The sequence below is a fragment of the Mycobacterium sp. NGS17 genome, assembly GCF_059813205.1.
The window spans coordinates 1-269 of sequence record NZ_JCALED010000058.1 but is presented as its reverse complement, the minus strand read 5'-3'; the positions used below and the strand labels follow the sequence as shown (position 1 = coordinate 269).

General features: G+C 69.9%; 1 protein-coding gene. It reads right to left on the bottom strand.

Annotated elements, in window-relative coordinates; genetic code table 11:
• Nucleotides 1-269 (bottom strand): hypothetical protein (locus tag AC5Y7E_RS24345; RefSeq protein ID WP_499950974.1); only part of this gene is annotated, 269 nt, incomplete at both ends.

Genomic DNA, 269 nt, shown 5'->3' with positions numbered 1-269 from the left:
AGGTGATGCACGACCAACGCCAGCTGACTCGTGTCGGCACCCCACACCGCGCGCAGCATCACCCCGCCAGCCGGGTCCAACCGCGAGCGCGCCGCGATCAGCGCCGCATCCGATAACACCTGCACCGATTGCAGGCAGCCACGCGCATCCACCGAACCCGGCTGCGACACCGTCAACGACCAGTCCCCGCCGACGCGCGACCGCAACATGGCATGACGGTCCAGCACGGCCTGCAACACCACCACCACCTCGGGCTCGCTCACCCCCGC